25 protein-coding genes, 1 tRNA gene and 1 rRNA gene are annotated in these 24,016 nt (G+C 70.4%); 14 read left to right on the forward strand and 13 right to left on the reverse strand.

Going from position 1 to position 24,016, the window contains the following annotated elements:
- Positions 1-310 precede the first annotated feature (310 nt).
- Together V3C34_RS17000 and V3C34_RS17005 are read right to left on the reverse strand one after the other, a co-directional pair.
- Positions 311-1,835 (reverse strand): 16S ribosomal RNA (locus V3C34_RS17000).
- Positions 1,836-2,413: 578 nt separating this feature from the next.
- Positions 2,414-3,235 (reverse strand): glycerophosphodiester phosphodiesterase family protein, encoded by an 822-nt coding sequence (locus V3C34_RS17005; protein WP_346007726.1) that lies wholly within the window; start codon positions 3,233-3,235, stop codon positions 2,414-2,416.
- A gap of 229 nt (positions 3,236-3,464) precedes the next feature.
- On the opposite strand from V3C34_RS17005, the gene V3C34_RS17010 reads away from it, so the two are divergent.
- The gene (locus tag V3C34_RS17010; RefSeq protein WP_082807789.1) at positions 3,465-3,929 is read left to right on the forward strand and encodes a phage holin family protein; all 465 of its coding nucleotides are present in this window, start codon (positions 3,465-3,467) and stop codon (positions 3,927-3,929) included.
- 53 nt (positions 3,930-3,982) lie between these two features.
- Positions 3,983-4,837, forward strand: coding sequence for an alpha/beta hydrolase (locus V3C34_RS17015; protein WP_346008577.1), 855 nt, complete (start codon positions 3,983-3,985; stop codon positions 4,835-4,837).
- Here V3C34_RS17015 and V3C34_RS17020 read toward each other — a convergent pair.
- Both V3C34_RS17020 and nth read right to left on the reverse strand, forming a co-directional pair.
- Positions 4,800-5,486, reverse strand: coding sequence for an NUDIX hydrolase (locus V3C34_RS17020; RefSeq protein WP_068329672.1), 687 nt, complete (start codon positions 5,484-5,486; stop codon positions 4,800-4,802). The genes V3C34_RS17015 and V3C34_RS17020 overlap by 38 nt on opposite strands.
- On the reverse strand, positions 5,483-6,160 hold the full coding sequence (gene nth, locus V3C34_RS17025; protein ID WP_346008578.1) for an endonuclease III: 678 nt from the start codon (positions 6,158-6,160) through the stop codon (positions 5,483-5,485). Before nth ends, V3C34_RS17020 begins: the two co-directional genes overlap by 4 nt.
- Before the next feature lie 105 nt (positions 6,161-6,265).
- Between nth and V3C34_RS17030 the strand changes: the two genes are divergently transcribed.
- Positions 6,266-6,943, forward strand: coding sequence for a Crp/Fnr family transcriptional regulator (locus V3C34_RS17030; protein WP_068329667.1), 678 nt, complete (start codon positions 6,266-6,268; stop codon positions 6,941-6,943).
- 64 nt (positions 6,944-7,007) lie between these two features.
- On the opposite strand, the gene V3C34_RS17035 is transcribed toward V3C34_RS17030, so the two are convergent.
- The 4 genes from V3C34_RS17035 to V3C34_RS17050 are packed head-to-tail and all read right to left on the reverse strand — an operon-like array spanning position 7,008 to position 9,269.
- The gene (locus V3C34_RS17035) at positions 7,008-7,823 is read right to left on the reverse strand and encodes an MBL fold metallo-hydrolase (protein ID WP_082807786.1); all 816 of its coding nucleotides are present in this window, start codon (positions 7,821-7,823) and stop codon (positions 7,008-7,010) included.
- Positions 7,820-8,650 (reverse strand): NUDIX hydrolase, encoded by an 831-nt coding sequence (locus V3C34_RS17040; RefSeq protein WP_338537543.1) that lies wholly within the window; start codon positions 8,648-8,650, stop codon positions 7,820-7,822. Before V3C34_RS17040 ends, V3C34_RS17035 begins: the two co-directional genes overlap by 4 nt.
- Complete coding sequence (locus tag V3C34_RS17045) at positions 8,650-9,114, reverse strand: RidA family protein (RefSeq protein WP_068329661.1); 465 nt, start codon at positions 9,112-9,114, stop codon at positions 8,650-8,652. The genes V3C34_RS17040 and V3C34_RS17045 overlap by 1 nt, the downstream gene beginning before the upstream one ends.
- A complete protein-coding gene (locus tag V3C34_RS17050; RefSeq protein WP_169702087.1) occupies positions 9,114-9,269 on the reverse strand; it encodes a DUF4177 domain-containing protein in 156 nt (51 codons plus the stop codon). The genes V3C34_RS17045 and V3C34_RS17050 overlap by 1 nt, the downstream gene beginning before the upstream one ends.
- Before the next feature lie 28 nt (positions 9,270-9,297).
- Here V3C34_RS17050 and V3C34_RS17055 point away from each other — a divergent pair, with 28 nt between their 5' ends.
- Genes V3C34_RS17055 through V3C34_RS17065 form a run of 3 tightly spaced genes read left to right on the forward strand, consistent with a single transcriptional unit; the run spans position 9,298 to position 14,032 of the window.
- Positions 9,298-10,293, forward strand: a complete 996-nt coding sequence (locus tag V3C34_RS17055) for an ArsA-related P-loop ATPase (protein WP_082807785.1) — start codon at positions 9,298-9,300, stop codon at positions 10,291-10,293.
- Complete coding sequence (locus tag V3C34_RS17060; protein WP_068329659.1) at positions 10,293-11,447, forward strand: ArsA family ATPase; 1,155 nt, start codon at positions 10,293-10,295, stop codon at positions 11,445-11,447. The genes V3C34_RS17055 and V3C34_RS17060 overlap by 1 nt, the downstream gene beginning before the upstream one ends.
- Before the next feature lie 53 nt (positions 11,448-11,500).
- Positions 11,501-14,032, forward strand: a complete 2,532-nt coding sequence (locus tag V3C34_RS17065) for a penicillin-binding protein (RefSeq protein WP_346007727.1) — start codon at positions 11,501-11,503, stop codon at positions 14,030-14,032.
- Here V3C34_RS17065 and V3C34_RS17070 read toward each other — a convergent pair.
- On the reverse strand, positions 14,029-14,487 hold the full coding sequence (locus V3C34_RS17070; RefSeq protein ID WP_346007728.1) for a GatB/YqeY domain-containing protein: 459 nt from the start codon (positions 14,485-14,487) through the stop codon (positions 14,029-14,031). The genes V3C34_RS17065 and V3C34_RS17070 overlap by 4 nt on opposite strands.
- A 57-nt stretch (positions 14,488-14,544) precedes the next feature.
- On the opposite strand from V3C34_RS17070, the gene V3C34_RS17075 reads away from it, so the two are divergent.
- From V3C34_RS17075 to V3C34_RS17110, 8 genes are all read left to right on the forward strand, one after another.
- The gene (locus tag V3C34_RS17075; RefSeq protein ID WP_068329648.1) at positions 14,545-15,486 is read left to right on the forward strand and encodes a metallophosphoesterase; all 942 of its coding nucleotides are present in this window, start codon (positions 14,545-14,547) and stop codon (positions 15,484-15,486) included.
- On the forward strand, positions 15,483-16,025 hold the full coding sequence (locus tag V3C34_RS17080; RefSeq protein WP_346007729.1) for a hypothetical protein: 543 nt from the start codon (positions 15,483-15,485) through the stop codon (positions 16,023-16,025). The genes V3C34_RS17075 and V3C34_RS17080 overlap by 4 nt, the downstream gene beginning before the upstream one ends.
- Positions 16,026-16,097: 72 nt before the next feature.
- Positions 16,098-16,171, forward strand: a tRNA-Pro gene (locus V3C34_RS17085).
- A 116-nt stretch (positions 16,172-16,287) separates the two neighbouring features.
- Positions 16,288-16,713, forward strand: a complete 426-nt coding sequence (locus tag V3C34_RS17090; RefSeq protein ID WP_346007730.1) for a VOC family protein — start codon at positions 16,288-16,290, stop codon at positions 16,711-16,713.
- Entirely contained in the window at positions 16,710-17,345 is a 636-nt protein-coding gene (locus V3C34_RS17095) for a GntR family transcriptional regulator (protein ID WP_068329638.1), read from the forward strand. Before V3C34_RS17090 ends, V3C34_RS17095 begins: the two co-directional genes overlap by 4 nt.
- A gap of 17 nt (positions 17,346-17,362) precedes the next feature.
- Complete coding sequence (locus tag V3C34_RS17100; RefSeq protein WP_346007731.1) at positions 17,363-18,109, forward strand: YoaK family protein; 747 nt, start codon at positions 17,363-17,365, stop codon at positions 18,107-18,109.
- A gap of 13 nt (positions 18,110-18,122) precedes the next feature.
- On the forward strand, positions 18,123-18,488 hold the full coding sequence (locus tag V3C34_RS17105; protein ID WP_346007732.1) for a YchJ family protein: 366 nt from the start codon (positions 18,123-18,125) through the stop codon (positions 18,486-18,488).
- Complete coding sequence (locus V3C34_RS17110) at positions 18,485-19,225, forward strand: enoyl-CoA hydratase-related protein (RefSeq protein ID WP_068329626.1); 741 nt, start codon at positions 18,485-18,487, stop codon at positions 19,223-19,225. The genes V3C34_RS17105 and V3C34_RS17110 overlap by 4 nt, the downstream gene beginning before the upstream one ends.
- 39 nt (positions 19,226-19,264) lie before the next feature.
- On the opposite strand, the gene V3C34_RS17115 is transcribed toward V3C34_RS17110, so the two are convergent.
- From V3C34_RS17115 to V3C34_RS17130, 4 genes are all read right to left on the reverse strand, one after another.
- A complete protein-coding gene (locus V3C34_RS17115) occupies positions 19,265-20,488 on the reverse strand; it encodes a pyrophosphate--fructose-6-phosphate 1-phosphotransferase (protein WP_068329623.1) in 1,224 nt (407 codons plus the stop codon).
- Positions 20,485-21,393 (reverse strand): LytR C-terminal domain-containing protein, encoded by a 909-nt coding sequence (locus V3C34_RS17120; protein ID WP_170307573.1) that lies wholly within the window; start codon positions 21,391-21,393, stop codon positions 20,485-20,487. The genes V3C34_RS17115 and V3C34_RS17120 overlap by 4 nt, the downstream gene beginning before the upstream one ends.
- Before the next feature lie 178 nt (positions 21,394-21,571).
- A complete protein-coding gene (locus V3C34_RS17125; protein ID WP_346007733.1) occupies positions 21,572-22,648 on the reverse strand; it encodes an aspartate-semialdehyde dehydrogenase in 1,077 nt (358 codons plus the stop codon).
- A complete protein-coding gene (locus tag V3C34_RS17130; RefSeq protein ID WP_068329613.1) occupies positions 22,645-23,916 on the reverse strand; it encodes an aspartate kinase in 1,272 nt (423 codons plus the stop codon). The genes V3C34_RS17125 and V3C34_RS17130 overlap by 4 nt, the downstream gene beginning before the upstream one ends.
- Positions 23,917-24,016 lie beyond the last annotated feature (100 nt).

Genomic DNA, 24,016 nt, shown 5'->3' on the forward strand with positions numbered 1-24,016 from the left:
TGACGCCAACACCACGCAAACGCGATGCGGTACGCCACCAGGCGAGGCCCACAACCAACCCCCCTCAGAAGGAGAGCCGGCCCGAAGCTTCACTCGCGTGAACCCTCAGGACCCAACAACGTGCCAGACACCCGCCACCCAGCACCAGCTTTCCACCACACCCCCCAAAGGAGCGCAGGTACTCACCAGCACGAGCCACGAGCGTCAAATAATCGATGTTCCACCCAGAGCACTCGGTGCCGGACATACGCCGACAAACCAAGCTCTACATGAACCCAGCCCACGAATGGACCAGGCCAGTGCTCCTTAGAAAGGAGGTGATCCAGCCGCACCTTCCGGTACGGCTACCTTGTTACGACTTAGTCCCAATCGCCAGTCCCACCTTCGACGGCTCCCCCCACAAGGGTTGGGCCACCGGCTTCGGGTGTTACCGACTTTCGTGACTTGACGGGCGGTGTGTACAAGGCCCGGGAACGTATTCACCGCAGCGTTGCTGATCTGCGATTACTAGCGACTCCGACTTCATGGGGTCGAGTTGCAGACCCCAATCCGAACTGAGACCGGTTTTTTGGGATTCGCTCCACCTTGCGGTATCGCAGCCCTTTGTACCGGCCATTGTAGCATGCGTGAAGCCCAAGACATAAGGGGCATGATGATTTGACGTCATCCCCACCTTCCTCCGAGTTGACCCCGGCAGTCTTCCATGAGTCCCCACCATTACGTGCTGGCAACATAGAACGAGGGTTGCGCTCGTTGCGGGACTTAACCCAACATCTCACGACACGAGCTGACGACAACCATGCACCACCTGTATACCGACCCAAAGGGGGCAACCATCTCTGGAAGTTTCCGGTATATGTCAAGCCTTGGTAAGGTTCTTCGCGTTGCATCGAATTAATCCGCATGCTCCGCCGCTTGTGCGGGCCCCCGTCAATTCCTTTGAGTTTTAGCCTTGCGGCCGTACTCCCCAGGCGGGGCGCTTAATGCGTTAGCTGCGGCACGGAACTCGTGGAATGAGTCCCACACCTAGCGCCCAACGTTTACGGCATGGACTACCAGGGTATCTAATCCTGTTCGCTCCCCATGCTTTCGCTTCTCAGCGTCAGTAGTGGCCCAGAGACCTGCCTTCGCCATCGGTGTTCCTCCTGATATCTGCGCATTTCACCGCTACACCAGGAATTCCAGTCTCCCCTACCACACTCTAGTCTGCCCGTACCCACTGCAAGTCCGGGGTTGAGCCCCGGATTTTCACAGCAGACGCGACAAACCGCCTACAAGCTCTTTACGCCCAATAATTCCGGACAACGCTCGCACCCTACGTATTACCGCGGCTGCTGGCACGTAGTTAGCCGGTGCTTCTTCTGCAGGTACCGTCACTTTCGCTTCTTCCCTGCTGAAAGAGGTTTACAACCCGAAGGCCGTCATCCCTCACGCGGCGTCGCTGCATCAGGCTTTCGCCCATTGTGCAATATTCCCCACTGCTGCCTCCCGTAGGAGTCTGGGCCGTGTCTCAGTCCCAGTGTGGCCGGTCGCCCTCTCAGGCCGGCTACCCGTCGTCGCCTTGGTGAGCCATTACCTCACCAACAAGCTGATAGGCCGCGAGCCCATCCCAAACCGAAAAACTTTCCAGACGGTACCCATGCAGGTCCGTCACATATCCAGTATTAGACGCCGTTTCCAGCGCTTATTCCAGAGTCTGGGGCAGGTTGCTCACGTGTTACTCACCCGTTCGCCACTGATCCACTCGAAGCAAGCTCCAAGCTTCACCGTTCGACTTGCATGTGTTAAGCACGCCGCCAGCGTTCGTCCTGAGCCAGGATCAAACTCTCCGTTGATGATCAACACCCCCCGAACCCAAAAGGCTCAAAGGGAGCAATCCATAACCCAACAAAGGGCTGAACCATGACTGAGCAAGAACAACCAGCGCAATCGCTGTTTGAATCTCTTGTCAACCAAAGGAAAAAATTTCACTCCAACCAACCAGGCCCAACCCCACAATAGAGTCGAACCACAATCAGCCAGAACGAGGTATTGGCATCGATTTTTGACACGCTGTTGAGTTCTCAAGATTCACACGCACACCCCACACACACCACCCAAACCAGGCGGCCCGCACAAGGGGCAACTTCTCAAACTTACCGCTGTCCACGCTTGGGCGTCAACTTCGTGATCCGCTCTCGGAGCGGCCGACGCTGATCGCGCTTGGATCTTCAGCGGTGGCCCACCGTAGCAGCGCAGCTGCTCGGTTCCAAATCCCCGGATCTTGTCTGTCCGCGACCACCTGGGTGGCCGCCGACCTGATCCGCGTACATCGGTTGGGGGCTGTCAACTCGTGGGACCGGCCTGCCTGGGGCGACTTCAGCGAGTCACCGCTTGGTGTCCGTTCCTCCCTGTCGGGCTGACATCGAGAACACTAGGACACCGATCCCGAGGTTGCCAAATCGACCGGTATTCCGGGGTTCTGGGTGTCTCCCCGCATGGGGGTCCACGTCCCGCGGCTGATCATCACCGTGCGCAGGACGTCCGGCCGGTCGGTGATGATCCCGTCCACACCCATGTCGAGGAGCTCGTGCATCAGCCCCGGCTCGTCGACGGTCCACACCACCACCCGCACGCCCAGCCGGTGTGCCCGCCGCACGAGGGAGGGCGAGTGGATGGGCAGCCGCCCGAGACGGACGGGGACGTGGGCGAACCGACCCCGCACCACCGACGACGGTGGCTGCACACCCGCCTTGGACGCGGAGATCAGGGCGACGAGCGATCGCCACCCGAGCGCGGTGCGCAGGTGGGGCGCCTGGGAGGCGAGCAGCTGCAGCCACCCGTCCCACGCACCGGCGACGCACACCCGCTCGGCGAAGTCACGGCGCTGGAGGAGGCGGGCCATGGGCGCGATGGCCGCCCGGTTCTTCAGGTCGACGGTGAAGCACGCGTCCGGGAAGGTCGTCAGCGCCTCCTCGAGCGTGGGGATCGGCTCCGTCCCCCGGACGCGCACGGTGCGGCGCAGGTCCGCCAGGGTGCGCGCGCCGATCCGACCCGTGCCCGTCGTGCACCGGTCGAGCACCTCGTCGTGGAAGCAGACGAGCTCTCCATCGGCGGTGAGCCTGATGTCCGACTCCAGGTAGCGCAGCCCCAGCGCCGTCGACATCGAGAAGGCCGCCAGGGTGTTCTCGGGCGCGAGGTGCGCGCCACCGCGGTGCGCGATCGCGAGAGGCTCCGTCTCCTCGCCGTAGGTCATGTCTCGATGGTCCCCCCCTTCGCCCGCCGGGGTCGCCGATCCCGGGTGTGGCGCGGGAAGGTTCACCCGGACTTCGTCGTCCTGTTCCTCCCCCTTCGCCCTCGGGCACCGACAGGCCGCCTGGCGGGCCGCACTGCTGTGACCGCGAACCCAGCCGACTCGTGGGTAGGCTGGCTCATGCACAGGCCACCCCGGTTGTGGCACCCGATCCACTGGGACCAGGAGCAGCATGAGCAACGACCAGCCCCGCACCACCACCGGCAGCAGCGATCCCGCCACGCGTCGGCGGATCGGTCAGCCCGCGCCCGGGGAGACCGAGCGCACCGTCGGCCAACTCGTCGCCGACGCCTCGCACGACATCTCGGCCCTGGTCCAGAGCGAGATCAAGCTCGCCAAGGCGGAGGTCACCAAGGGCCTGTCCTTCGGCGGCAAGGGGGCCGCCCTGCTCGGCGGCGCCGCCTTCCTCGGGCTCCTCGGGCTGATCTTCCTCTTCCACACCCTCGCCCAGGTCATCGCGATCTGGCTGCCCCTGTGGGCCGGCTACCTCATCGTCACCGTCGTGCTCCTCGCGATCGCCGCGGTGCTCGGCCTCATCGGCCTGAAGGCCCTCAAGAAGGCCAAGGAGAACACCGTCCCGCAGAAGGCGATCCGCAACGCGCAGGAGACGGTTGCCGCGATCAAGCCGGGCAGCTGAACCCGCCCGACGCCGCGGCCGCCCTCGTCGAGGGTCCGTGGGAGCACCGCTTCATCTCCGCCAACGGGGCCCGGTTCCACGTCACCACGACGGGGACCGGGCCCGTCGTCCTCTTCGTGCACGGCTACCCGCAGTTCTGGTGGGCCTGGCGTGCGCAGCTGCCGGCCGTCGCCGCCGCCGGCTACCGCGCCGTGGCCGTCGACCTGCGCGGCTTCGGGGCGAGCGACAAGCCGCCGAGCGGGTACGACGCGCCGACGGCGTGCGACGACCTCGCGGCGATCGTGCGCAGCCTGGGCGCCGAGAGGGTCGCCTTCGTCGGGCTCGGGCTCGGCGCGACCTTCGTGTGGAGCATGCCCACGCACCATCCCGAGGTGACCGCGGCGATCGCCCCGATCGGCATGCCCCACCCGGCGGTCTTCCACCACGCGATGTGGCGCCACCCGGTCCAGTGGCGCGCCAACCGGTACCTGCGGGCGATGCAGACCCCCTTCGCCTCCGAGCGCCAGTCACCGAGCGTGGCCCGACGGTTGCGCGCGTGGTCCGGGCCGGACCATGCGTGGATCACCGACGAGGTCGTCGAGCGCTACACCGAGGCGATGTCCTTCCCCTTCGCCGGGGTGGCCGCCGCGGAGTACCACCGCTGGTTGTACCGCTGCCGGCTCACCCCGCAGGGGGTCCGCTACCTGCAGCGGGTCAAGGCCCGCATCGAGGTCCCGGTCCTGCACCTGCACGGCTCCGAGGACCCCACCTCCCTGACGACGATGGCCGCCGAGTGCGAACGCCATGTCTCCGGCCCGCTCACCGTGCGGACCATGGCCGGCGCGGGGGCCTTCGTCCCTGAGGAGGCTCCCACGGAGACCACCTCGGCCCTCATCGAGTGGTTGGCCATCGCCCACCCGACGCACTGACGTACTGGCGCACGAAGCGCAACGGGAGGCGGCGCCGTCTGCCGTCGTCCCAGGGCCGGGTGAGTCCCGAGGCGTCGAGCAGCACCGAGAGCAGCTGGGCGGTGAAGCCCCACACGAAGAGGTCGGCCACCTCGAAACCCGGCCCGACGTAACCGCTCGGTCCCTTCACCGTGAAGCGGTTGGCCGGGTCCACGAGGTCGTCCACGGGGATCCGCTCGACGCGGGCGACCTCGCCCGGGTCGACGACCCGCAGCGGGCCGGGCGCACCCCACCAGCCGAGGACCGGCGTCACGGCGTTCTGCGAGGGGCTGAGCCACAGGTCGGGGAAGGACCCGACGACCTCCACGCCCTGCGGGTCGACCCCGACCTCCTCCCACGTCTCGCGCAGGGCGGCCTCGACCGGCCCCTCGCCGGGGTCGAGCCGACCTCCCGGGAAGGAGACCTGGCCCGCGTGGCTGCGCAGCGCGTGCGAGCGCTCGGTGAGCACGATGTCGTGCCCCCGTTCCCCCTGCGCCACGAGCATGAGGACCGCGGACCGACGGGCGACGTCCTGCGGGGGCGCGAAGTCCCTGAACCAGGCGGGCTGGTCGGCCCGCAGGTTCTCCTCCGCCCGCAGCAGCCACTCCGGGGGACGCACGAGCGCCGTCATCGCGTCGCCGCCTGCGCACCGGGAGCGAGCTCGTACCTGAGGAGCTTGGCGGCCTTGTCCGGGTCGGTCTCCCCCACACCGTAGGAGGGGCACAGCCGGGCGACCGGGCAGGCGCCGCACGCGGGGCGGCGGGCGTGGCAGGTGCGTCGGCCGTGGAAGATCAGGACGTGGCTGAGCATCGTCCAGTCCTTGCGGGGGAAGAGCTCACCGACCGCGTGCTCGACCTTGACCGGGTCCTCCTCGTCCGTCCAGCCCATGCGACGGGCGAGCCGGCCGAAGTGCGTGTCGACGGTGATCCCCGGGACCCCGAAGGCATTGCCCAGGACGACGTTGGCGGTCTTGCGGCCCACGCCGGGCAGCTTGACGAGGTCGGCGAGGCGGGGCGGGACCTCCCCTTCGTGCCGCTCGACGATCGCGGCGCCCAGTGCGAGGACGGAGGCGGTCTTGGCCCGGAAGAAGCCCGTGGGCCGCAGGACCTCCTCCATCTCCGTGCGCTCAGCGGCGGCGAGGTCGGCAGCCGTCGGCCACCGGGAGAAGAGGAGCGGTGTCACCTTGTTGACCGTGACATCGGTCGTCTGCGCGGACAGCACCGTCGCGACGAGCAGCTGCAGCGGGGTGTCGAAGTCGAGCTCGCAGTGGGCGTACGGGTAGCGCTCGTGCAGCATCCGGTACATCCTGCGGGCACGGCGGACCAGGGCGAGCGGGGACTCGACGCGTTCGGCAGACACCCCCGCAGCCTAGGCCCCCTACGGCAGGTGCCCCGTGGCACACTGCCCTCTGTGAACCTCGATGTCGTACGCCGCGCCCCGCTCTTCGCGACCCTTGACGACGACTCCGCCGCCGAGGTGATGGCGACCATGACCCCCGTGCGCATGGAGCGTGGGGACGTCCTCTTCAACGAGGGCGACCAGGGCGACCGGTTGTACGTGATCACCGAGGGCAAGATCAAGCTCGGCCGCACCTCGACCGACGGCCGGGAGAACCTGCTGGCGATCCTCGGTCCGTCCGAGATGCTCGGCGAGCTCAGCCTCTTCGACCCCGGGACGCGCACCGCGACCGCCACCGCCGTCGCCGAGACGCAGCTCATCGGGCTCGGCAACGAGCAGCTCACGCAGCTCCTCGGGGCGCACCCACGCATCGCCGGCACGCTGCTCGCCGCGCTGGCCCGCCGCCTGCGCCGCACCAACGAGAACCTCGCCGACCTCGTCTTCACCGACGTCCCCGGTCGCGTCGCGAAGGCGCTGCTCGAGCTGAGCCAGCGCTTCGGCCGCCCGGTCGAGGAGGGCGTCATGGTCGCCCACGACCTCACCCAGGAGGAGCTCGCCCAGCTCGTCGGCGCCTCCCGCGAGACGGTCAACAAGGCGCTGGCCGACTTCGCCTCGCGCGGCTGGCTGCGCCTCGAGGCCCGCGCGGTCCTGCTCACCGACGTCGAGCGCCTGCAGCGTCGCGCACGCTGACCCCTGGCACGACGAGGGCCCGGATGCACGAGCATCCGGGCCCTCGTCGTGCGCGGGGTACCGGTCAGCCGACCTGCTCGAGGTGGGCCATCTGGGCGAGGACGGACATCCTCGCCGCGGGCCAGACCGAGCGGTCGACGTCGGCGTACACGCGCGCCACGACGGCGTCGGCGTCGCCGGCCCCGTCGGCGAGCGCCGCCCGCACCTGCTCGAGCCGCTCGCGGCGGTGCCTCCGGTAGAAGTCCACCATCGCAGCCGCGTCGGGGACCGTGGGGCCGTGGCCGGGCAGGATCGCGGTCACCTCGCCGTCACCGGTGAGCCCGCGGATGCGCTCGAGCGAGTCGAGGTAGGCCGCGAGCTCGCCGTCCGGGTGGGCCACGACCGTCGTCCCGCGCCCGAGGATCGTGTCGCCGGTGAGCAGGGCGTGGTCGGCGGTCAGCGCGAAGGAGACCGAGTCGGACGTGTGCCCGGGCGTCGCCACGACCCGCACCTCGAGGCTGCCGGCCCGCAGCACGTCGCCGTCGACGAGGTCGTCGTGACCCCGACCGACCGCCTGCACGGGAGCACGGGTCAGGTCGGCGAGGCGCGGAGCACCCTGGCTGTGGTCGAGGTGCCCGTGGGTGAGCACGATCCGCGACACGCGGGCACCGAGCGCGGCGACGTGGTCGACGACCCGCTGCTGATGGGCGGCCTCGTCCTCACCGGGGTCGATGACGATTGCCTCGGTGCCACCGGGCTCGAGGAGGACCCACGTGTTGGTCCCGTCGAGGGTCATCGGCCCGGGGTTGCCCTGGAGGAGGCAGTAGGCGTGCGGGGTCACCGCTCCTCCCGCCCACGAGCCGAAGGGGGCAGAGGGCTCCGGCGCGACCGCTGCGCTCACGGCAGGTCGGCCCGCATCGCCGGACCGGCCTCGGTGAGGACCGGGTGCGGCATGACCGGGGCGACGTCGACGTCCTGGTCGAGGGCGGCCCGCACCGTGCTGACCTCGGCGAGCTGCTCGAGGCAGACGATCGTGGGCGGCATGAGGAGCAGGTCGCCGTCGGCGAAGGCGTCGAGCACCCCCGAGGGGCGCACCCACTCGGACAGGTCGGCCTCGCTCGTGTCGCCGTCGGGGTCCTGCCCCTCCGGCACCGCCGCGACGAAGAAGCGGGTGTCGTAGCGACGCGGCTCGACCTCCGGGGTGATCCAGTGGGCCCGGTAGCGCAGCAGGTCGCTGCGCAGGACGAGGTGCTGGTCGAGGAGCACGTCGCCGAAACCGATCTCGCGCCGCACGAGGCGGGCGCGCAGCTCGGCGGCGAGGGCTGGGTCGAGGTGGGGGACGCCCCCTTCGTCATCGACCGGAGAGGCGAGGAGCACGCCGGTCTCCTCGAAGATCTCGCGGACCGCCGCGGCGACGAGCATGCGCGCACTGGCCTCGTCGGTGCTGAGCTCCTCGGCCCACTCGGCCACGCTCGGCCCGGCCCACGGCAGCTCGTCCTCGGCATCGCGCTGGTCGACGCCCCCGCCGGGGAAGACGTGCATCGATGCCGCGAAGGCCATCGACCCCGCCCGGCGCAGCATGAAGACCTCGAGCGGGCCCTCGTCGTCGCGCAGGAGCATGACGGTGGAGGCGAGCTTGGCCCGCACCGGCCCATCACCGGAGGGCTCGACGTCGAGCCCGAGGACCTGCTGGGCCCGGGCTCCCAGCAGGAAGTCGCGCTGGGCCATCAGTGACGGACCCGGACGGTCACCTCGACCTCGACGGGCGAGCCGAGCGGCAGGGCCGCCACGCCGACCGCCGAACGGGCGTGCTCACCCGCGGTGCCGAAGACCTCGCCGAGCAGCTCGCTGGCGCCGTTGATGACCCCCGGCTGCCCCGTGAAGTCGGGGGCGCTGGAGACGAAGCCGACGACCTTGACGACCTGCTCGACCCGGTCGAGGTCGCCCACGGCCTGGCGGATCGCGGCGAGCGCGTTGATCGCGCAGGTCCGGGCCAGGTCCTTCGCGGTCTCCGGGTCGACCTCCGCGCCGACGTGACCGGTCGCGGGGAGCGACCCGTCGACGAGCGGCAGCTGGCCCGAGGTGAGGACGTGGTCACCGTCGACGACGGCCGGGACGTAGGCGCCGGCCGGAGCGGGCGGGTCGGTCAGGGTGATGGACAGCTCTGCGAGGCGCTCGTCGATGCGTCCCATCAGGCGGCCCTGGGTCGCTTGAGGTAGGCCACGAGGTTGCCCCCGTCGCCCTGCAGGACCTGGACGAGCTCCCAGCCGTCCTCGCCCCACTGGTCGAGGATCTGCTTGGTCGCGTGGACGATGAGCGGCACGGTTGCGTACTCCCACTGGGTCATGGCCGCACCCTACTCGTAGGGTGATCACGTGACCGGTCCCTCCACCTCCCCCGTGCGGTTGCACGTCGTCTCCGGCAAGGGCGGCACGGGCAAGACGACCGTCGCGACCGCCATGGCGCTCGCGCTCGCCGCCCGTGGCCAGCGCGTCCTGCTCGCCGAGGTCGAGGGGCGGCAGGGTCTGGCCCAGGTCCTGGACGTGGCCCCGCTCGGCACCGAGGAGCGCACCCTGGTGACCGACCCCTCGGGCGGTGAGGTCGTCGGCCTGTCGGTCGACGCCAAGACCGCGCTGCTGGAGTACCTGCAGAAGTTCTACAAGCTCGGTCGCGCGGGCTCCGTGCTCGAGCGGGTCGGCGCGGTGGACTTCGCGACGACGATCGCCCCCGGCGTGCGCGACGTCCTGCTCATCGGTCGCGTCTACGAGGCCGTCGGGCGGGTGACGAAGGGGGCGAAGAAGCGTCCCGTCTTCGACTCCGTCATCCTCGACGCGCCCCCGACGGGACGCATCGGCCGCTTCCTCGCAGTGAACTCGGAGGTGTCCGAGGTCGCGAGGGTCGGACCGATCCGCAACCAGGCCGACTCGATCACCCGGATGCTCCAGAGCCCGACGACCGCGGTGCACCTCGTGACGCTGCTCGAGGAGATGCCCGTGCAGGAGACGCTCGACGCCATCGAGGAGCTGGGTGAGCTGTCCCTGCGGGTCGGCTCGGTCATCGCCAACGACGTGCGACAGCCGCTCGTGGCCGACGAGGACGCCGAGGCCATCGCCTCGGGCGAACCGGAGGTGCAGACCGCACTCGAGGAGGCGCTGGCGCTGGTCGACATCACGGCGGGACCTGCGCTCGTCAGCGGGTTGCTGCGGGAGGGCGCCGACCACGTCCACCGCTCACGGCTCCAGGCCGAGCAGCGCGAGGTGCTCGGCGCTCTGCCGGTGCCGCTGCGGGTGCTGCCCCACCTCACCGACGGGGTCGAGTCCGGCGACCTGCGCGTGCTCGCCGAGGTCCTCGACGAGCAGGGCGGTGTGTGATGGCGACCCGTCAGGGCCCCGTGCTCGACCTCGACGCCGTCATCGGCGACCCGGGGCGGCGGATCATCGTCTGCTGCGGCTCCGGAGGGGTCGGCAAGACCACGACCGCCGCGGCCCTCGCCGTGCGGGCGGCTGAGCAGGGGCGGCGGGTCGTCGTGCTGACGATCGACCCGGCCCGTCGGCTCGCCCAGTCGCTCGGGCTCGAGGAGCTCGACAACACCCCGCGGCCCGTCGCCGACATCGACACCTCGGCCGGTGGCTCGCTCGACGCGATGATGCTCGACATGAAACGGACCTTCGACGAGGTCGTCGAGTCCCACGCCAGCCCCGACAAGGCCGCGCAGATCCTCACCAACCCCTTCTACATCGCTGTGTCGAGCTCCTTCGCCGGCACGCAGGAGTACATGGCGATGGAAAAGCTGGGCCAGCTGCGCGCGCAGATGGCCGACGGCTCGCGTGACTGGGACCTGGTCATCGTCGACACCCCGCCGTCGCGCTCGGCCCTGGACTTCCTCGACGCCCCCAAGCGGCTCGGGTCCTTCCTCGACGGGCGCTTCATCCGCCTGCTCACCGGTCCGGCCAAGGTCGGCGGGCGCGCCTCGCTCAAGGTCTTCACCGCCGGCGTCTCGGTCGCGGGCGGGATCATGAGCAAGCTGCTCGGAGGCGAGTTCCTGCGGGACGTGCAGACCTTCGTCGCCGCGATGGACACGATGTTCGGCGGGTTCCGCCAGCGGGCCGACCAGACCTACGCCCTCCTCGCCCGCCCGGAGACGGCCTTCGTGGTCGTGGCCTCCCCGGAGCGGGACGCCATCCGCGAGGCCGGCTTCTTCATCGAGCGGCTCGCGAGCGACCGGATGCCGCTGGCCGGCGTCGTCGTCAACCGCGTGCAGGTCGCCTCGGCCAAGCAGCTCGGCGCGGGCCGCGCCGAGGACGCCGCCGTGCAGCTCGAGGAGACCGGGGGCCACGAGCTCGCGGCCGCCCTGCTGCGGGTGCACACGGAGGTCGCCGAGACCGCCGCCCGCCACCGGCAGGTGATCACCCGCTTCCGCACCAGCCACCCGGGCGTCCCCCTGGGCACCGTCCCCGCGCACCCGCTCGACATCCACGACCTCGAGGGCCTGCGCGAGATCGGTGAGGCGCTCGCCGGGCGCTGACCGGCTGCACGGGGTCCCCGACCCGCACAGGTTGCTTCGTTACCCTGTGCCGCATGTCTGACTCAGGGATGCCGCACCTCTTCCGCCTGCTCGGCGCCTTCCTGGCCGTGGCGGTGGGTCTCGGCCTCGTCGGTGCGGGCATCGTCATCCCGATCGCCGGGGCGACCGGCGGCGCGGCCAAGTCCACGGCCACCGCCTTCAACGAGCTCGATGACGAGTTCACGGCCAGCGCTTTGTCGCAGCAGTCGAAGATCTACTCGGCCGACGACAAGCTGCTCGCCACCCCCTACGCCGACAACCGCGTCGTCGTCCCGCTGAGCAAGATCTCGCCGACGATGCGCAAGGCGCAGATCGCCATCGAGGACAGCCGCTTCTACGAGCACGGCGGCATCGACGTGCGCGGCACGACCCGTGCGCTCGTGTCCAACGCCTCGGACGGCGAGACCCAGGGTGGTTCCTCGATCACCCAGCAGTACGTGAAACTCATGCTCGTCGAGAAGGCCCGCGCCGAGGGCGACGAGGCCGGCGTCACGGCGGCGACGGAGCAGACCTACAGCCGCAAGCTGCAGGAGCTCAAGTACGCGCTCAACGTCGAGAAGACTCACACCAAGGACCAGATCCTCGCCGGCTACCTCAACCTGGCCCTCTACGGCGACCAGGCCTACGGGGTCGAGGCGGCGGCGCAGCACTTCTTCAGCAAGCCCGCCAAGGACCTCGGCCTCGCCGAGTCGGCGACCCTGGCCGGCGTGGTCCAGTCCCCGAGCCGCCTCAACATGCGCACCAACCCCGACGAGGTCCAGGAGCGCCGTGACCTCGTCATCACCCGGATGCAGCAGCTCGGCATGGTGACCCCGGCCCAGGCGGACGCGGCCAAGGCCAAGGACGTCGAGGACATGCTGAAGATCAAGAAGAACGAGGGCGGCACCTGCTCCAAGGCCGCCGACCCGTACTTCTGCAACTACGTCATCCAGTACCTGCGCACGATGCCCGAGCTCGGGCCCGACCCCGACGCACGCATGCTCGCCGTCAACACCGGCGGTCTGAAGATCAGGACCACGCTGCGTCGCGACTGGCAGAAGAAGCTCAAGGACGACCTCACCGAGCGCGTCCCCACCGGCACGGAGCGGTTCGGCGCGGCCGGCGCCCTCGTCGAGCCGGGCACCGGCAAGGTCCGGGCGATCGCCCAGACCTCGACGTACAAGATCGGCCTCAAGAAGGCCTCGACCCGCTACTCCGAGCAGGCGTGGAGCGTCCCGGCCCAGTACGGCGGCACCAACGGCTTCGCCATCGGCTCCACGGCCAAGATGTACGCCCTCGTCGCCGCGCTCGAGAAGGGCAAGCCGCTCAAGTCGACCGTCAACGCTCCCCCGGCCGGCGTGAAGAACCCGCACGAATTCTCCCCGGGCGACTTCCAGAAGGGCTGCACGACCAACGACCCGACGTGGGCCGTGTCGAACGACTACCAGATCGGCGGCAGGATGACCCTCGCCGAGATGACCAAGAAGTCGATCAACACCGCCTTCGCGCAGCTCGCCTCCGATGTCGGCTCGTGCAACATCCCCAAGGTCATGTCGAAGATGGGCCTGGTGGACGGCTACGGCCTCCCCTACGGCCTGACCTACGCGGGCGGCAAGAAGGTCAAGGGCGACTACGCCATCTCCAACCTCGTCCTCGGCTCGGACTCGACCTCCCCCCTCCAGCTCGCGTCCAGCTACGCCACCCTGGCGGCGGACGGCAAGTACTGCCCGCCCAACCCGATCGAGTCGATCACGACGGCGACCGGCAAGAAGCTGAAGATCACCCCCCGCCCGTGCAAGCAGGTCCTCGACAAGGACGTCGCCAGGGGCGTGACCCAGCTGCTCCTCGGACCCCTCGAAGCCGGCGGCACCGCCGCGGGCCTCGACCTCGCCAACGGGCGCCAGGCCGCGGGCAAGACCGGCACGACGGACAACCACAAGCAGTCCTGGTTCGCCGGGTACACCCCGCAGCTGTCCACCGCGATCTGGGTCGGCTCCCCGATCCGCGAGTACGACATGGACGGCATCACCCTCGGCGGCCGGTACTACGACCAGGTCTTCGGCGGCACGATCGCGGCGCCGATCTGGCAGGAGATCATGAACGAGGCCTCGGAGGGGATGGCGAAGAAGCGCTTCGCCAAGCCGAGCAAGAAGGTCGTCAACGGCGACCTGCGCACCATCCCCGAGGTCACGGGCCAGGGCCCGACGCAGGCCAGGGCCGCGCTGGAGAAGGCCGGTTTCAAGGTCAAGGAGGGCAGCCAGGTCAACAGCAGCGTGCAGGCCGGCGCCATCGCCTACACGCAGCCGAGCGGCAAGGCGCTCAAGGGTGCGACCGTGACGATGTACATCTCCAACGGCATCCCGCCGTACACCCCGCCGCCCCCGCCGGCCACGACGTTCACGCCGCCGCCGGTCACGACGACCCAGCAGCCGGCTCCCACGACGACGCAGCAGCCGAGCACGACCTCGACACCGGCGCCGACGACGACCTCCGCACCGAGGACGACGTCGAAGCCCAAGCCGACGGCGAAGCCCAAGAAGACGACCAAGCCCTCGGGCGGCAACTAGCCCGCCAGGCGCGCCCTGACCTTGGCCGCGATGGCGCCACCGTCGGCGCGACCGGCCGCCTCCGCCTGGGCCACCCCCATGACCTGACCCATCTGGGCCATCGAGGTCGCGCCGACCTGCGCGATGGCGCGGTCGACGATGGCGGCGAGCTCGTCGTCACCGAGCTGCTCGGGCAGGTACTCCGCGAGGACGGCGAGCTCGGCCTCCTCGCGCTCGGCCAGCTCGGGGCGACCGGCGTCGCGGAAGGCGGTGGCCGACTCCTTGCGCTTCTTGGCCTCCTTGGCCACGACCTTGAGGGTCTCCGCGTCGGTGAGCTGCTTGCCCTCGGTGCCGGAGACCTCTTCGTTGCTGATGCCGGTGAGCACCATGCGCAGCGTGGCGACCCGGACCTGCTCACGGGCGCGCATCGCCGTGTGGAGGTCGTGCTGGAGGGTGGCCTTGAGAGTGTCGGTCATGACCCGATTGTCGCAGTGTCGGCGCGCGGCGTCCGCCGACTTTGCCAAGATGGGGCGGTGACCTCCTCCCCCTTCGTCCGGTCCGTCGCCGGGATCGCCGCCACCGGAGCCGCCGTCCTGGCCTGGGGGACGCTCGTCGAGCCGCGGCTCTTCGCCCTGCGCCGTTACACGCTGCCGGTGCTGCGCGCCGGCTCGCTGCCCGTGCGGGTCCTGCAGCTCAGTGACATCCACATGGTCCCCGGTCAGCGCGCCAAGGCCGAGTGGATCCGATCGCTCGCCGCGCTCGAGCCGGACCTCGTCGTCAACACGGGCGACAACCTCAGTCACCTCGAGGCCGTCCCCGCCGCGCTCGCCGCGATGGGGCCGCTGCTCGAGCGCCCGGGGGTCTTCGTCATGGGCTCCAACGACTACCACGCGCCGGTCCTGAAGAACCCGGCCCGCTACCTCACCACGAACCACGCCGAGATCGTCGGCCGCAGGATCGCGCTGCCGACCGACGAGCTGCGCTCCGGCATGACCGAGCGCGGGTGGGTCGACCTCGACAACGCGCGCACGAGCATCACCGTCGGTGCCGATCGCCTGGACCTCGTGGGCGTCGACGACCCGCACATCCATCGGGACGACTACGCCGCGGTGAGCGCGCCCGCCGACCCGACCGCGACGACCACGATCGGCGTCACGCACGCGCCGTACCGGCGCGTCCTCGACGCGATGACGGGCGACGGCGCGCGGCTCGTCATCGCCGGCCACACCCACGGCGGCCAGCTGTGCGTACCGGGGTACGGCGCGCTCGTCACCAACTGCGACCTCGACCGACGTCGGGCGAAGGGGGTCTCGCGCTGGTGGCCGGGTGCCGGTCGCGCGGGCAGCGGGCCGGACGACGCGGCGTGGTTGCACGTGTCCGCGGGCCTCGGGGCGTCGCGCTTCGCGCCTGTACGCTTCGCCTGCCGACCAGAGGCCACGCTCATGACCCTCGTCCCGGAAGGACTCGATCGATGAACGCACGCGAGGTGGCCGCCCTGGCGGTCGCGGCGGTCTTCGCCTGCGGGTCCTCCGCCTGGGCCCTCGCCGGGGCCGCGCCCGTCGCGGACCTGCCCCCGGCACCCAACCTGTCGACGAGCCAGCCCTCCACCTCGTCGAGCTCGTCCACGAGGACGAGGAAGAGCTCGACGACGTCGACATCGACGTCTTCCTCCGCGAGCACCGTGGAGACGACGGCCCCGGAGCCGACCACCACCCAGGCGCCCGAGCCCGAGCCGACGACGACCAGCGAGTGGACCCCGCCGCCGACCGACATCTGGACGCCGCCGCCCACCGAGGCGTGGACCCCGCCGCCGACGCCGGAGTACACGCCTCCGTACACGCCCCCCGCGACCGAGTCGACGACGACCGTCCCGGGCCCGGACCCCACCGGCACCGGGACGGGCGAGACGACCGAACCGACCGAGCCGACCGGGCCGAGCGAGACCGGCCTGACCGACACGGTGACGGAGCGGCTCGCGCCCACCGCCCCGGGTCCGCGGCGGACCGGGCGCTGACCCCGATTGTGGCTCGGGCCGGGGACTGGGTTATCCTTCCTTGTCGCCGCCTCGAGCAGGTGGTGCACGCTTCGGGGTGTGGCGCAGCTTGGTAGCGCGCTTCGTTCGGGACGAAGAGGCCGCAGGTTCAAATCCTGTCACCCCGACCCGCTGAACCGGCTCCGGTCCTCCAGGATCGGGGCCGGTTCTTTCGTGCCCGACCTTGGCGCCGGTTGTATACATTGGGTAGCGTTGTATACATCATCTGTACCGAGGAGGACCCGTGACCCACCGCCCCTGCTTCCACCTGGCCATCCCCGTCGACGACATCGCCGCAGCCCGTGCCTTCTACGGCGGCGTCCTCGGCCTCGAGGAGGGGCGCTCGGACACCCTGTGGGTCGACTGGAACTTCTACGGCCACCAGGTCGTGACGCACCAGACCGCGGACGGCTCGCCCGGGCCCGCCGGGCACAACCCCGTCGACGACCACCAGGTGCCGGTCCCGCACTTCGGCGCGGTCCTCTCGTACGACGACTTCCACGACCTCGCCGGCAAGATGCAGGCCGCGAGCGCCGAGTTCGTCATCGAGCCCTACCTGCGGTTCGAGGGCCAGGCAGGCGAGCAGTGGACGATGTTCTTCCTCGACCCGGCCGGCAACGCCATGGAGTTCAAGGCCTTTGCCGACGAGTCGATGATCTTCGCCAGGTGAGCACCGCGCCCTCGGCGACGACCAAGGCCGGACAGGTCCACGCCGCGCTGCGCGCCGCGATCCTCGACGGCTCCCTCGCCCCCGGCGAGGCGGTCGACGAGGCCGCGATGGCCACGGCCCACGGCGTCTCGCGCACCCCCGTGCGCGAGGCGCTGCGCGCCCTCACGAGCGAGGGGCTGCTCGTGCCCGGCGCCCGACGCCAGCTGCACGTCGTCGACGTCTCCGAGGACCACCGGCGCGAGGTCGCCTCCCTTCGCACCGCACTGGAAGGTGCCGCAGTGGAGGCGGCCTGCGAGCGCCGCACCGACGAGGACGTCGACCGGCTGCGGCTCCTCGTCGCCCGGCAGCGGCGGGAGGCGAAGGGGGGCGACGCAGCAGCCTTCCTCGGCAGCGACGAGGCCTTCCACCGCGCGCTGGCGCAGGTCGCGGGCATGCCCACTCTCCTGCAGCTGCTCGACCAGCTCGGCGCCTTCGTCCGGCTCGCCCGTCTCGGTGAGCCGACGCCGCAGCGGCACATGCTCGCGCTCGCCCGGGAGCACGACCAGCTCGTCGACCTCCTCGAGGCCCGCGACGCCGCGACCCTCAGGACGACGCTCACCCAGCACATCCGCTCCACGGCACCTCGTGCGTGAGGGATGACCTCCGTGCCATGGCGCGCCCCGGCTTCCTCACGCGCATCGCGGGCGCCGAGCGGACCCCGGAGCTCAACCACCAGCTGGCGACCCTCCTCGCCCTCGTCGCCGGCGTGCTCAACTCGGTCGGCTTCGTCGCCGTCGCCTTCTACACCTCGCACATGACGGGCGTGGGCGCGCAGGTCGCCGACCACCTCGTCCTCGGCGACTACTACCTCGTCGGCATCGGCCTGCTGTCGATCGCGAGCTTCGTCACCGGCGCGATGGCCTGCGCGGTGATCTTCAACTGGGGGCGCCGTCGTGGCCTGCGCAGCCGCTACGCCAACGTCCTGCTCGTCGAGGGGACGCTGATGCTCGTCTTCGGCCTGCTCGCGGAGGAGCTGACGGTGTCCTGGCGCGAGCTCGTCTTCGTCCCGGTCCTGTGCTTCACGATGGGCCTGCAGAACGCGATCATCACGAAGATCTCCGGCGCCCAGATCCGCACGACGCACATCACGGGCATGGTGACCGACATCGGCATCGAGCTGGGCAAGCTCAGCTACCGCAGCCGACGCACCGACCTGGAGCCCGTGCAGGGTGACTGGCCCAAGCTGCGGATGCTCGGCTCGCTCGTCCTGCTCTTCGTCCTCGGCGGCGTCATCGGCGCAGGAGGCTACCTCAGCCTCGGCTTCGCGGTCCTCGTACCGTGCGCCCTCGCCCTCGTCGCCGTCTCCGTCCGCCCGCTGGCCGTCGACCTGGCCGAGCGTCGGTCCGAGCAGGCCTGACTACCCTGCTGCCATGAGCACCGACCTCTGCCCCTGCGGCTCCGGAGCCGACCTCGCGACATGCTGCGGCCCGCTCCTGGCGAGCGAGCGCCAGGCGAGCACGGCCGAGGAGCTGATGCGCAGCCGCTACACAGCCCACGTCTACGGCAACGCCGAGCACCTGTGGCGCACCTGGGACGGCCGGACCCGACCGGCCCAGGTCCACCTGGACGACACCCGCTGGCTCGGGCTCGAGGTGCGGGAGGTCGTCGACGGGGGACCCGACGACACGACCGGCGTCGTCGACTTCGTCGCCAGGCACGCGGACGGCGAGCTGGCCGAGCGCAGCGAGTTCACCCGACGCGGCGGGCGTTGGTTCTACACGAAGGGAAAACCATGACCGAGGTCCGCTACGAGGTCGCCGACCACATCGCGACCATCACCCTCGACGCCCCGGACCGGCGCAACGCGCTGTCCGTGGAGATGTCGCGCCAGCTCGTGGACGCCGCGCGCACGGCCGAGGCCGATGCAGCGGTGGGCGCCGTCGTCGTGACGGGTGGGGGCCACTTCTGCGCCGGTGCGGTCCGTGACGTCCTCGCCGGCGTCGGTGCCGACCCGGTCGAGGACGAGGCCTACCGCGGCCTGGAGACGGTCTACTCCGCCTTCACCACGATCGGCTCGATCGAGCTGCCGACGATCGCCGCCGTGCGCGGGGCCGCCGTAGGGGCTGGCCTCAACCTCGCCCTGGCGACCGACCTGCGCGTCGTCTCGCGCACGGCCCGCCTGCTGCCCGGCTTCGCCCAGATCGGGATCCACCCCGGCGGCGGGCACCTGTCGCTGCTCGCCCGGGTCGGCGGGCGGGAGAGCGCCGCGGGGATGGGGCTCTTCGGCGAGGAGGTCAGCGGCGAGGACGCCGTCCGCCTCGGCATGGCGTGGTCCGCGCACGAGGACGAGGACGTCGAGCAGGCCGCCCGGGACGTGGCCGCCCGCGTGGCCGCGGACCCCGAGCTGGCCCGTCGGCTCGTGCGCAGCTTCCGCCGCGAGACCGCACCCGCCACCTTGCCCTGGGACGTCGCCGTCGAGGTCGAGCGCTCGCCCCAGATGTGGTCGCTGCGGCGCAAGCACGGGTCGAGGTAGTACGGGTCGAAGGGCCAGCGACCGGATAGCCGGTCGCGATTACCTCGAATCGCTCCGGTTGTGGGGGTGCTGACCGATGTCGGAGAGGAGGTCGGCGAACCAGTCGACGCCCGGGTCGAAGGCCCCGCCGCCGGCGATCCGGTCGAACTCGACGACGCGCAGCTCGTCGCCACGCTCCTCGTCCTGCCCGACGACGCCCGAGCGGCCGTCGAGGGCCGCGGTGACGGCCAGCTCGGTGCAGCGCCGGATGAGCTCGAGGTCCTCCTGGTTGGGAGCGGCCGCGCGCGCGAAGTAGCCGGACTTCCACACCTTCGCCTTCTCGGCGCCGAGCGCCTCGGCGAAGGTCGAGGCGAGGTACTCACCCGGGTTGACCAGGTCGAGCTGCACGTGACCGAAGGGGTCACGGGGCACCTCGTGGCCGGAGGCCTCCATCGAGGCGACGACGTCCGCGACACCCGCCCCCTCGGCGACGAAGAGGTTGACGCACCCGATCTCGTCCATGACCGCCCGAAGGCGCCGGCCCTCACCCGCGAGGTCGAGGGGCAGCTCCGGCACGTACACGCCGTGGACGTCCCAGCGTCGCGGGTCGTTGCCGATGCCGGGGACGAAGCGCCGCGTGGCCAGGTCTGCGCGGTAGCGCCGTGCGGTCTCCGCGGTGAGCCACCCGCTGTGCCGGCCCATGACCTCGTGGACGACGAGCATCCGGGGGTTGGAGGAGTGCTCACCGATGATGTTGCGGGCGAAGAGCGCACCCTGCTCGGCCGCCGTCCAGGCGCCGAGGCTCTGCAGGATCGGGACGATGTCGTTGTCGATGGTCTTCGGCAGGCCGACGACGCGCATCGCGTGGCCCTCCGCCGCCAGGTGGGCGGCCAGGTCCGCGGCCGTCGTGTTGGTGTCGTCGCCGCCGATCGTGTGGAGCACGTCGACGCCGTCGGCGGCCAGCTGTGCCGCAGCGGTGCGAAGGGGGTCCTCCCCCGCCCGCACGAGGCCGCGTCGCTCGCAGTCGGCCGCGTTGGTCAGCTTGACCCGCGAGTTGCCGAGCGGGGAGCCACCGAAGTCGTGGAGGCGGGAGGCCTGGGAGCGCACCTCGTCGGTGACCTCGACGCTGCGGCCGGTGAGCAGCCCGGCGTACCCGTCGAGGTAGCCGACGATCCGCACCTCGGGAGCGACCTGCGTGTAGCGCTCGATGAGCCCGCCGACCGCCGAGGAGAGACAGGGCGCGATGCCCCCGGCCGTGAGGAGGCCCACCGTGCGGACGGTCACGAGCCCTCGGGCACGCAGGGCTTCTGGATCGTCTCGGCCGGACGCACGTACGGCTTGACCTGCGGCACCCGGGACTCGGGCTTGAGCCGCTCGAACTTGTTGCCGAGCACGAGGTCGACCTTGCGGCTCGTCCGGTCGTCCTTCTGCAGCTGGGCTCCCTCGATCTGCTGCGCGAGCCGCTTGGCCGAGCGCTGGCCCTCGGGCCCGAAGCGGATGATCGCGACCTCCTTCTCGAGGAAGCTCATCTGCGGGTCGTTGCCCGTGGCCTTGATCTTGAACCCGCGGTCCCTGAGGTCATCGGCGACCTCCGAGGCCAGACCTTCCTTCCACGTCGTGTTGTAGACGTTGAGGGTGATCTCCGAGGGGGCGGGCAGCGGCGGCTCGGGCTCCTTGACCAGCTTGTCGTAGCCGTAGCCGAGGACCAGCTGCACGCTGTCGCCGGGCCGGGCGTCGTTCCAGATCTTCGCGCCGGGGATCTGCTTCTGCAGCAGCAGCGCGTTGTCGCGCCCCTCCTCGCCGTAGTAGATCGTCGCCGAACCCTTGACGTAGACCGAGCTGTCGGCGTTGCCGACGGAGGCGACGTCGAAGTCGCGCAGCGTCAGCTCGCGGGCGACCTCGCTGCCGAGGCCGTTGGTGTCGTTGCTGTTGAGCAGCTGGATCTCGAAGGAGTCGCGCTCAGGGGCGGGCTCGCTGATGGGCTCGCAGACCGTCGCCTCGGTGCCGATGAGACCGGTGCCGTAGGCCGTGGCCACCGTCGCGGTGCCGAGCATCAGACCGGGCAGGGTGACGAAGAGCAGGAGCCGGCGCCGACGCTGCCGGCGGTAGTGCTCCGCGGCCGAGCCGTCGAGCTCGTCGAAGCCCACGACGCGATACGAGGCGCGCTCCTCGTCAGGCTGCAGATCCACGTCGCCCTCCTGGTCCCTCATGCGGTGTCCGTCCCCACGGTCGAGTATAGGTGGTCACATCATTCACAGTGACCACACCAGTCACACAAGCCCCACATCTCGATCGTGCTCCGAACGAGACCTGTGCGTGCCGCTCCCCATGGTCGACGACTCGGGTGTCGGAAGGGTTGCCTCCCGGTCACCGTCGGGACTCGGCACCGACCATCTCGGCCACGGCGAGCATCGCGCTCGCCCCGCGGCGCGTGGTGTCGGAGCTGACGAACATGTCGACGTGGTGCCCGGCCCCCTTGGGCTGGCGGATGCGGCCGACGAACCGCGGGTCGATGCCCACGCTGTCGACCGGGGTCGGGACCTCGCCGTCCTGCTCGTCGAGGTGGACGAGCGAGGGGGCGGCGACGCAGGCTTGGCGCACCTTGTCGATCGCGACGGGGCGGGCACAGCGGGCGTGCAGCGCCATCGAGTGCGCGAGCACGACGGGAACCTGCACGAGCGTGGCGACGACGGGCACCTGCGGACCCAGGCGCAGGATCTTGCGCACCTCGTCGGCGACCGCCAGCTCGGCGGTGGTGTATCCCCCTTCGTCGGGCTGCCCGACCCACGGGATGACGTTGAGCGCCAACGGGGCCGGGAAGGGCGAGCCGATCGGCAGGTCCGAGACCGCGGCGCGGACGTCGCCGGGGTGCTGGCCGATCGAGGGCTCGGCAGCCACGGTGTGCAGCTCCTCGCGCAGGCGGGCGACGCCGCGGTCGGACTTGGAGACGGCCGCGATGAGGCCGGTGACGACGAGGTGCTGCAGCTCCCAGCCCTGGTGCAGGACATGGGCGGCGTCGATGAGCCCCCAGGTCACCGGGCCGGGCAGCGCGACGACCCCCTTGGGGCGGTCGGCGACGAGCACGGAGTTGATGCCGGGGACGACGAGGGGCACGTCGGGGTCAAGACGGTGCGCGGCACTGGCGTCGACGACGACGGCGCCCGCGGCGACCGCCCGTCGCGCCCACTCAGGGGTGATATCGGGGGCGAGGTTGAACAGGGCGACGTCGACCCCCTCGAAGGAGTCCTCGCGCAGCGGCTCGATGACCTGCTCCCGGCCCCGGACGCTCAGGGTCCGGGTGGAGACGCCCGGGGCGAGCAGGTGGATCTCGCCCCAGGCGTCATCCCGCAGAGCGAGCGCGGAGGCGATCGCCTCCGCGAAGCGTCCCGTCGCCCCCACCAGGGCCAACGTGGGCCGGGCGGAGGACGACGGGAAGGCGGTCACCGACCGGTGCCCCCGTAGACGACGGCCTCGCCCTCGGTGTCGAGGTCGAACGCGGTGTGCACGGCGCGCAGCGCCTCGTCGAGCTGGTCGATGCGGGTGACGACCGAGATGCGGATCTCGGAGGTCGAGATCATCTCGATGTTGATGCCGGCGCCGGCGAGCGCGCTGAAGAAGGTGGCGGAGACACCGGGGTTGGTCCGCATCCCGGCGCCGACGAGGGAGAGCTTGCCGATCTGGTCGTCGTACTGGATCGACGCGAACCCGACCTCGTCCTTGGTGCCCATGAGCGCCTCGACCGCACGCTGGCCGTCACTCATCGGGAGGGTGAAGGAGATGTCGGTGCGGCCGGTGTCGGCCTCGGACACGTTCTGCACGATCATGTCGATGTTGACCTGGGCCTTCGCGACGGTCGTGAAGATCTGCCCGGCGCGGCCGGGCTCGTCCGGCACGCCGACGACGGTGATCTTGGCCTCGCTGCGGTCGTGCGCGACACCCGCGATGATCGGTTCTTCCATGTCCTGGGTCCCTTCGGGATCGGCGGTCACCACCCACGTGCCCTCCTTCGAGGAGAAGGACGAACGCACGTGGATGGGCATGTTGAAGCGGCGCGCGTACTCGACGCACCGCAGGTGGAGGATCTTGGCGCCGCTGGCCGCCATCTCCAGCATCTCGTCGTGCGAGATGCTGTCGATCTTGCGCGCCGAGGGGACGACGCGCGGGTCGGCCGTGAAGATGCCGTCGACATCCGTGTAGATCTCGCACACGTCGGCCTCGAGGGCCGCCGCGAGCGCCACCGCCGTGGTGTCGGAGCCACCGCGCCCGAGCGTGGTGATCTCCTTCGTCCCCTGGCTGACGCCCTGGAACCCGGCGACGATGACGATGTGCCGGTCGCCGAGCGCGGAGGTGATCCGGCCGGGCGTCACGTCGATGATCTTCGCCTTGCCGTGGGCGGCGTCGGTGATGACGCCCGCCTGGCTGCCGGTGAAGGAACGCACGCTGTGCCCGAGGTCGGCGATGGCCATGGCGACCAGGGCCATGGACATGCGCTCACCTGCGGTGAGGAGCATGTCCATCTCGCGCGGTGGGGGCACGGGGCTGACCTGCTCGGCCAGGTCGAGCAGCTCATCGGTCGTGTCACCCATCGCGGAGACGACGACACAGACGTCGTTCCCCGCCTTCTTCGTCTCGACGATGCGGTGGGCCACGCGCTTGATGCTCTCGGCATCTGCGAGCGACGAACCGCCGTACTTCTGGACAACCAGGCTCAAGGGAGAACTCCGTGGAATCTCGCGGGTCCGGCCCGGGCACGGACCGGCACGACCTCTTGAGGATAACGACCGTCGGTCCCACGACCCATTCGCGTCCACC

Source organism: Janibacter terrae (assembly GCF_039636765.1).
Taxonomy (GTDB): domain Bacteria; phylum Actinomycetota; class Actinomycetes; order Actinomycetales; family Dermatophilaceae; genus Janibacter; species Janibacter terrae.

Coding starts and splice junctions, on each gene's coding strand:
- V3C34_RS17005 (WP_346007726.1), bottom strand. CDS start 3,235: ATGACCTACGGCGAGGAGACGGAGCCTCTCGCGATCGCGCACCGCGGT.
- V3C34_RS17010 (WP_082807789.1), top strand. CDS start 3,465: ATGAGCAACGACCAGCCCCGCACCACCACCGGCAGCAGCGATCCCGCC.
- V3C34_RS17020 (WP_068329672.1), bottom strand. CDS start 5,486: ATGACGGCGCTCGTGCGTCCCCCGGAGTGGCTGCTGCGGGCGGAGGAG.
- nth (WP_346008578.1), bottom strand. CDS start 6,160: ATGTACCGGATGCTGCACGAGCGCTACCCGTACGCCCACTGCGAGCTC.
- V3C34_RS17040 (WP_338537543.1), bottom strand. CDS start 8,650: ATGGCCCAGCGCGACTTCCTGCTGGGAGCCCGGGCCCAGCAGGTCCTC.
- V3C34_RS17045 (WP_068329661.1), bottom strand. CDS start 9,114: ATGGGACGCATCGACGAGCGCCTCGCAGAGCTGTCCATCACCCTGACC.
- V3C34_RS17050 (WP_169702087.1), bottom strand. CDS start 9,269: ATGACCCAGTGGGAGTACGCAACCGTGCCGCTCATCGTCCACGCGACC.
- V3C34_RS17060 (WP_068329659.1), top strand. CDS start 10,293: ATGGCGACCCGTCAGGGCCCCGTGCTCGACCTCGACGCCGTCATCGGC.
- V3C34_RS17065 (WP_346007727.1), top strand. CDS start 11,501: ATGTCTGACTCAGGGATGCCGCACCTCTTCCGCCTGCTCGGCGCCTTC.
- V3C34_RS17070 (WP_346007728.1), bottom strand. CDS start 14,487: ATGACCGACACTCTCAAGGCCACCCTCCAGCACGACCTCCACACGGCG.
- V3C34_RS17080 (WP_346007729.1), top strand. CDS start 15,483: ATGAACGCACGCGAGGTGGCCGCCCTGGCGGTCGCGGCGGTCTTCGCC.
- V3C34_RS17100 (WP_346007731.1), top strand. CDS start 17,363: ATGGCGCGCCCCGGCTTCCTCACGCGCATCGCGGGCGCCGAGCGGACC.
- V3C34_RS17105 (WP_346007732.1), top strand. CDS start 18,123: ATGAGCACCGACCTCTGCCCCTGCGGCTCCGGAGCCGACCTCGCGACA.
- V3C34_RS17110 (WP_068329626.1), top strand. CDS start 18,485: ATGACCGAGGTCCGCTACGAGGTCGCCGACCACATCGCGACCATCACC.